Annotated in this window: 7 protein-coding genes; 2 read left to right on the top strand and 5 right to left on the bottom strand. The window is 64.3% G+C overall.

The window, feature by feature from the left end; translation table 11 throughout:
• Positions 1-52: 52 nt before the first annotated feature.
• Positions 53-928, bottom strand: a complete 876-nt coding sequence (locus tag AB0300_RS18460) for a protein kinase family protein (RefSeq protein ID WP_366216641.1) — start codon at positions 926-928, stop codon at positions 53-55.
• Between the two features lie 94 nt (positions 929-1,022).
• On the opposite strand from AB0300_RS18460, the gene AB0300_RS18455 reads away from it, so the two are divergent.
• Positions 1,023-1,595, top strand: a complete 573-nt coding sequence (locus AB0300_RS18455) for a hypothetical protein (RefSeq protein WP_199787649.1) — start codon at positions 1,023-1,025, stop codon at positions 1,593-1,595.
• 79 nt (positions 1,596-1,674) lie between these two features.
• Positions 1,675-2,823, top strand: coding sequence for an ATP/GTP-binding protein (locus AB0300_RS18450; RefSeq protein WP_126892906.1), 1,149 nt, complete (start codon positions 1,675-1,677; stop codon positions 2,821-2,823).
• Positions 2,824-3,177: 354 nt separating this feature from the next.
• Here the strand turns inward: AB0300_RS18450 and AB0300_RS18445 are convergent, their stop codons facing one another.
• The 4 genes from AB0300_RS18445 to AB0300_RS18430 all read right to left on the bottom strand — a co-directional run.
• Positions 3,178-3,363 (bottom strand): DUF2510 domain-containing protein, encoded by a 186-nt coding sequence (locus AB0300_RS18445; protein WP_105950811.1) that lies wholly within the window; start codon positions 3,361-3,363, stop codon positions 3,178-3,180.
• Between the two features lie 722 nt (positions 3,364-4,085).
• The gene (locus tag AB0300_RS18440) at positions 4,086-4,982 is read right to left on the bottom strand and encodes a hypothetical protein (protein ID WP_105950083.1); all 897 of its coding nucleotides are present in this window, start codon (positions 4,980-4,982) and stop codon (positions 4,086-4,088) included.
• Between the two features lie 565 nt (positions 4,983-5,547).
• Positions 5,548-6,627, bottom strand: coding sequence for an FAD-dependent oxidoreductase (locus tag AB0300_RS18435; protein WP_366216640.1), 1,080 nt, complete (start codon positions 6,625-6,627; stop codon positions 5,548-5,550).
• 47 nt (positions 6,628-6,674) lie between these two features.
• On the bottom strand, positions 6,675-6,856 hold a 182-nt coding region (locus AB0300_RS18430), incomplete at its 5' end, for a hypothetical protein (RefSeq protein WP_366216639.1).

Raw genomic sequence — 6,856 nt, 5'->3', positions numbered from 1 at the left:
CCGTCATCGTCATCTCAGTATTGGTCCGTTCTCGCCCCGTGCAGTGCGAAGGTCAGCAGTGCTGGTGTCTCACCCCATCCTGACGCACAGGGATGTCGTACTTCTTGATGAGGATGTTGTTGCGGCTGATGTCCCGATGGAGCGTGCCGCGGAGGTGGAGGTAGTTGAGCCCGTACAGGAACTGGAGGGTCACACGCTTGCGTGTTGGCCAGGTGATAGTGGAATTCCCCTTACGTATGTACTCGCCCAAGGTCTCATCGCAGTACTCCATGGTGAATGAGTTGCGGTTCGGATCGTAGTCATAGGCCTCGACGATGTAGGGGAAACGGATTGACCGCAGCAGTTCGAATTCTGCTCGGAAGCGAGCGAGGTCTCGCTCGGAGATGTTGGCCTTGGCTCGCTTCACCGCGAACGTTTCGTTGTACAGTGCGTCGTCGTACTTGTGTACCAGCGCGAAGGAACCTTCCCCGACGAGTGTGAGGACCGGCGGGGCATCGCTCCTGCGTTGTGGAGCTGGCGCTGAGGTGAACATCACGGCCTCGTAGCGCTCGATCTCTATTCGTTCGACTGAGTCCGGGATCGGACTTCCTCCCGAGTAGACCAGGAACGATTTGCACTCTTCGATGAGCTTTCTGTAGTCCTCGCGCACCTCGAAGGTCACACCGGCACGCTTGAGCGATTTCCTCATGTCGCTGATCTGCTGGATCAGGTCCATGAGGTCACGACTGTCGCCCGCGTTGAAGTGACGCCCAATGGTCATCTTCGTGTTCATGAACCGGAAGTGGCCGTTGAGCCTCTCGTGTAGGACCGCGAAGATGCCATCGAGCGGTGGGGCCTCCGCTGAATACAACGCCAGGTATTCCGGCTCGGCATCATCGGGGTCGATATCTGTCGCCAGCCCGCGCGCGACATCGTCCAGCGTGACCATATGCTCATCCTGGCAGAACGGGAGCGGGCGCCTCGGTACCGCAGCGTTCGCTGAAGCAGCGTCAGCGCTGCCGCCGGTACGAGAGACTGGGCGGATGACCACCCTGCCTGACATCACTCTCCTGCCGGTTCGGCACCTGCTACAGCTAGAGGCGAGGGTCGTGCATGAACTTCGGCGGCGCGACCTGGTACGGACGAACAACAAGCCGTTGGGCGATATCGCAGAGCACGTTGTCTGGCTGGCCCGTGGCGGAGTACTGGAACCCAACTCGACCAAGTCGCACGACATCACCACCGCCGCTGGCTGGCGCATCCAGGTGAAGGCGATGGCCAACCGCGCAGCCGGGCCCGGCGCGCGCTTTAGCCCGTTCCGGAGCGCGGACTACGACACCGCAGTGTTCCTCGTTTTCGGTGCCGAGTTCGACATCGTTGAGGCCATTGAAGTCGAAGCGGCCCTGATCGAGGAGCGCGTGCGGTTCGTCGCGCACGTCGCGGGCCGCCAGCCCAGCCTCACCCAGGTGCGCGCGCTCGGCAACGACGTGACCGCAGAGATGCAGTCGGCGTATGAGCAAATCGATGATCAGCCGCTTGCGGGGCGCGACAGCGTCCGCTCTGGCCAGGCGGGCGACGGCGCCGGCCCTGGCGAAGTTCGTCGGCAGAGGCCTTAGGCGTCCGAGAGACAACGGATTCCCGCGCCGTTGCGGCACTGTCGGCCGGTTGTCATAGACGTGCTCTACGTTGGGACCCATGCAAGAGAAGAAATCTGCGCTTGAACAGCACATCGCCGTGTTCGGGGAAAGCGGAAGCGGCAAGACCGTGCTGGTGTCGTCCTTCTATGGCGCGGCGCAGGAAGCATCGTTCTTGAAGCAAAGCCTCTATCGCGTCGTGGCCGAGGACATCGGTCAAGGCGCCCGACTGAACCGCAACTATCTCGGTATGCGAGACGAAGCCAGAGCCCCCGACCTCACCCGCTTTGCGGCGACGTCATACGCCTTCTCGATCAAGTTGAAGGATCCGCCAAACCAGAAGGCGTCCAAGGCGCAACCGTTCCACGCGTTGCGACTTGTCTGGCACGACTACCCCGGTGATTGGTTCGAGCAGGGTGCGAGTGGCGAAGAGGCACGGCGCCGCGTCGACACGTTTCGCTCACTCCTCGGGTCAGACGTTGCGTTGCTGCTCGTCGATGGTCAGCGCCTACTGGATCATGCAGGCGACGAAGAACGCTACTTGAAGTCACTCTTCAGCAACTACGCCAACGGACTCCTCGCGCTCAAGGACGATCTGCTCGAGGAGGGGACGCCACTTGCGCAGTTCCCGCGCATCTGGATCGTGGCGCTGTCGAAGGCGGACCTGCTTCCTCACATGGACGTTTTCAAGTTCCGAGACCTGCTCGACCTGAACGCCGCCGACGACCTCGACGAGCTGCGTAAGGTGCTCGCTGGCTTCGTTCAGAATCCAAGCGCGATGTCAGTCGCCGAAGACTTCCTCTTGTTGTCATCAGCGAAGTTCGAGCCGAACAAGATCGAAGTCGACAAGCGCGTCGGGATCGACCTCGTTCTGCCCGTGGCCGCATTGCTTCCGCTTGAGCGCCATGCGAAGTGGGCGAGGCTCGGGCAGCTTCCGACCAAGGTCGCTCAGAGCATCATCAGCGGCGGGTCAAAGCTTCTAGCCGCCGCGCTCCTCGGCAAGCAGAATAAGGGCAAGCTCGGTGCCGTCCTCGCGATGCTAAGCCCAGACGTCATTGATGAAGCAGCTCAGATGGCCGGCGACAAGCTCCGTGAGCTGAACGCGCAGGCGCTTGCCAAGCACAATTTCGTCACTGCGACGCTGACGCAGTTCCAGATGGACTTGGATAAGGGGGAGGAAGATGATGTTCTCCTTCGGAGCCTGACGTGATGCTTCAGCCGGGTTCATACATCTGGGCGACGCGAGGTCGAGAGTGGGGCTTCCGTTTCCTCCGCGATGGCGGGTACGACGATCCCCTCCCGGTCTACGAAGACGCGTTCGATGGGGTGGCTGAGCAACGCACGGTCATGAGACGAGTTGGTGATGTGCTGGCGATTCGCTTCTTGGATCCGGAAGGAAGGGAAGACCACGCGCGTCGGCCCATTTCTCACGACTTCGTTGTCCGCGCGACAGGCTCCTCCCGTCTGCCGGACATGACCATTGCAGCGCGAGTCGCCTGGGAGTCCGTGGCCGAGGAGTACGCCGGTATGTGGAATGCGGAGGCGCCGTAGCACTGGGCACCGCTCAGGGCATAGGTGCGACGTGACCCGTCCAGCCCGTTCCGTCCCACCACCGGATGGAACCGACCCTGTCGTCGTACCACCCTGCAGGAATCGTAGGCGCCGACTGACGGTGCTCCGTCCATGCGGCGCCGTTCCACCAACGTAGCCCGACACTTGCGCCGTCGGTGTACCAGCCTGCTGAGGGCATCATCGGCGTTGCGTCAACGACTGTCCCAGGGCTGTCTGCGTCGGCATTTTGGGAAGATTGATCCGCGGCTTCACCTTTGCCTTCGCGCCGCTTCTGGAATAGTCGTACAGTGCCGTACGCGAGGCCTCCAATGGCGGCGATAGCTGCCAGGTCTCTCAGCCTGAGGTCCGCTTCGCCCGCTCCGGACGAGTCATCGACGGCGCCTTCGACGCTCTCGCAGTCGCACTCATACTGTAGGCATTCCCACTCGTGCGAGTGCCAGCACCAATGCTCACATTCACCTTCGCACTCCCACGACCACTCGTGCGTGCAGAAGTCCGCCACCGTCATCGACACAGCGGTCTACTAGGACGAGCGCGTTCCTGAGGCACGGCCTGATCTTATCGGTCTGAGGATGTGCCGTTGGTATGTGAGCTCCTAACCCGCGAGCCTCAGCTAGCAGGGCCGACTCAGGCCTGCAGGACGTGCTCAGCGTCTTGCAGACCGGGGCGAACGACCCTTGGACCTGGGCGCAGTGGTAGAACGTGGCGCTGCCCGAAGCGGCTTCATCCCGCAACATCACGCAGCTCTGCGAAGGGCGTCTCGAGGAGTCGCTACTGGCTGCCCGACACGACGCCTGGTCGTGGAGCAGCTGAGCCCGTGGCGGACGTCACGCCTCCGCTGTCCCGAACGGTCAGCATGCATGCGCACTAACGTTGGAGCGGCAGAGAGGGCCCTCGCTGTCAGCGGAGCGTGCGGTTGCGGAACTCGTCGCCCACTTCGGTCAGCAGCAACAGACCTTCCTTGAACGGGAGGTTGAGGTTACGGATGACGCTCTCGATCTTCTTCTTCTCGACCGAAAGCTCACTCTTGTAGGTGGCGCGGTGCGCGGCGTTCAGAGCCTCTCGGATCTTCCGAGCCTTCCGGTCTTCCCCCGTAGGTGGAGCCTTCACGTACTCGAGTTCGGCGACGCCTTCGAACCAGAGTCGGGTAGCGATGCCGTCGGTGCGCTTCGGCAAGTCGCGACGCGCGACCTTCTCCTCCGGCGACATCCCGACACCTCGCCTTACTGCTTCTACGTCCTCGGCTCGGCGGTCACCCTCAAGGTCCACCGGAGCGCGAGCTGGTGCGGGAGCCGTCACGGCCTCGGGCTCCACCTCGGTCGTGGCGAGCCCGAGCTCAGATCGGAGCTTGGCTACTTCGGCGCGGAGCTTGACGACTTCAGTATCCACTCCGGCCGGGGCGGGAGTGGGAACTGGCGAAGCTAGCGTCGTGGGGGCCGCGGTGTGCCCCTTGAACGACGCGTTCAGCGCGCTCCTGTACTCGCGTGGAGACCCTGAGAAGTGCGCGATGTTCCCGTCGCGGAAGTTGATGCGGAACTGTACCGTGTCGTCTTTGAAGGCCTTGGGCACCAGTCCGCCAACCAGGGCTCCGACGGGCCCGGCGATGATGCTGCCAGCGACGATCCCGGCGCCTCCTGCGGCGTAGTTGTATTCCTTGCCGGTTCCGACGATGTCAACGGAGGAGACGGTGTTGGCGTTCAAGTCCCAGCTCCCCGAGGGGAGGCGGGTGAGCGAGCCGAACCCGATGGCGTAGACACCGATCTTCGGCAGCGTGCCACCAATGTACTTGAGGGTCATGGCATGAGCTTACTGACGATGACCCCGTCAATCAGGGCAGGGCGCATACACGTTCTCCACTGCCTTTCCCCACACCCAGCACCAGAACACCTGCTCCTCGGCCCCGAACTCGACGCCCGCGGCGAGCGGCGTGGACCTGGGTACCAACGAGGACGGCTACGCAATGGTGTTCGATGTCTTCAAGGCCGAGGATGGCTCCGAGCGAGCCTGTCTAGGCTCCGGCCTGGTGCACGAAGCGGTCTGCAGTGCCGGGGCGCGCGGCCGATAACGTCGCAAGATTCGACCTCGACTCGCTCTGACTCGCCTGCCGGGGGTCCTGACCCCTGATGAGTGGTGCCGACGCTGCGGCGCCGAGGGCGCTGCTCGGGACACGGTCATCCGTCGACTCGCGCACGAGCCGCTGGGGTGGCGACCCACCGTCCTTGAGGTCGCGGTGCGTCGTCGCGGACAAAGGTGTCGGTGCTTCCGCGGGCTACCTCACCGCCGCACTGCACGCAGCCACCAACGTGACCCCATCGCGACGAGTCCAGAGTTGCGGGCCACCCCCGCGATTGGGAGACATGCCCTAGCTCTGGGCCTCGCCGAGGCGCGCTTCGTGCGTGAGCTCGGCGCGGAGACCGCCGCCGGTCGCAGCCCGGGCAAGAGCGCGACCCAGCGCAGGTGCCTGCTTGAACAAATTGTGACCGGCCACAAAAAGGACAGAGCCTGCCTCCCACACGGCCACGCCGTCCTCACTCCACGGGAGATCGGTCACCCAGCAGTGAAGGAAGTCGCGCGGCTCCGGGTGGAGACCGGGCAGCGCCCGTGTCACGTACTCGCGTGCGCGTTCGTCCAGCGATCGAATCGCCGCCGGGTCGATGAAAGTTCCGTCGTCGCGGACGCGGACGGTGTCGCTGAGTCCGACCGAATAGCTGCTGTTGCCCGGTAGCGGCGTCGCGTAGACGCCGACTTCGCCGAAGACGCCGCTGCTGTCCTGCAGGCACGCGACTCGTTCCGGGGCGGCGGCTTTCACGTCGAAGGTCAGCCTGACGTGAGCGGCAAGGCGAACCGGCAGCGACAGGCCGACGCTGCGTGCCAGGCGGGCGGTTTCGCGGCCGGCGCACACGATCACCTTGGAGTAAACAGCCCGGTCGGTGACGCTGCGCACCTCGACCGTCCCGTCGGCGCGGGGATCGATGGAGATGACCTCACCGGTGGTGACCGCATCTGCGAGGGCACCCGTTAGTGCCGTGATCGCGGCGCGGGTGCGGATCGCGCCGCCCGACTCGTCGAGCACCGCTGGCCCCGAGTACCCAGCAAGCAGCGGCATCCGCTGGGCGACCTCGGCCGCATCGATCTCGTGCGCTACCACGCCGCCGACCTGGTCGAGCACCCGCAGCCGCGCCAGGGCGCTGTCTCCGATCGCCAGGACACCGTCTGATGAGACCAGCTCGACGTCGAAGTGTTCGGACCACTCATCCCATACGCCGCGGCTTTCGCGCGCGAAAGCGACGAGTCGCGGGTCGTCGTGGGCATGCCGGAAGATCCGCGACTCGCCTGCGGACTGACCCGTCCCGGGCACACCAGCCTCGTACAAGCGCACCGGCACGCCCTGCTCCCGCAGCGCGTGAGCCGTCGAGAGACCGACGATCCCGCCCCCGATCACTGCTACCTCGGGTGAACGCGTCGTGGCAACGCCGTCGTCAGTTCCTGTCATCGCGGTTTCCCGATCTGTTGGTGATCAGCGGTAGGCCGAAAGGGAAGGGGCCGCTGCCACGATGTCAGCGGGCTGTGTAAGCCCGAAGTCACCGCGCGCGTCTTCGAGCGGTCCAGAGCACTCGCCGCCGCGGTCAGGTCGACGCTGAAGCCGCCGCCGGTGATGCCGCGCACGTACT

It is taken from the genome of Microbacterium sp. NPDC078814, assembly GCF_040702645.1.
In the GTDB taxonomy this organism is placed as follows: Bacteria; Actinomycetota; Actinomycetes; order Actinomycetales; family Microbacteriaceae; genus Microbacterium.
This window is presented reverse-complemented; position numbering and strand designations above follow the sequence as displayed.

What these genes read in the sequence shown, in the direction of transcription:
- AB0300_RS18445 (WP_105950811.1), bottom strand. Translation starts at nt 3,363, where the DNA reads ATGCCCTCAGCAGGCTGGTACACCGACGGCGCAAGTGTCGGGCTACGT.
- AB0300_RS18460 (WP_366216641.1), bottom strand. Translation starts at nt 928, where the DNA reads ATGGTCACGCTGGACGATGTCGCGCGCGGGCTGGCGACAGATATCGAC.
- AB0300_RS18455 (WP_199787649.1), top strand. Translation starts at nt 1,023, where the DNA reads ATGACCACCCTGCCTGACATCACTCTCCTGCCGGTTCGGCACCTGCTA.
- AB0300_RS18440 (WP_105950083.1), bottom strand. Translation starts at nt 4,982, where the DNA reads ATGACCCTCAAGTACATTGGTGGCACGCTGCCGAAGATCGGTGTCTAC.
- AB0300_RS18450 (WP_126892906.1), top strand. Translation starts at nt 1,675, where the DNA reads ATGCAAGAGAAGAAATCTGCGCTTGAACAGCACATCGCCGTGTTCGGG.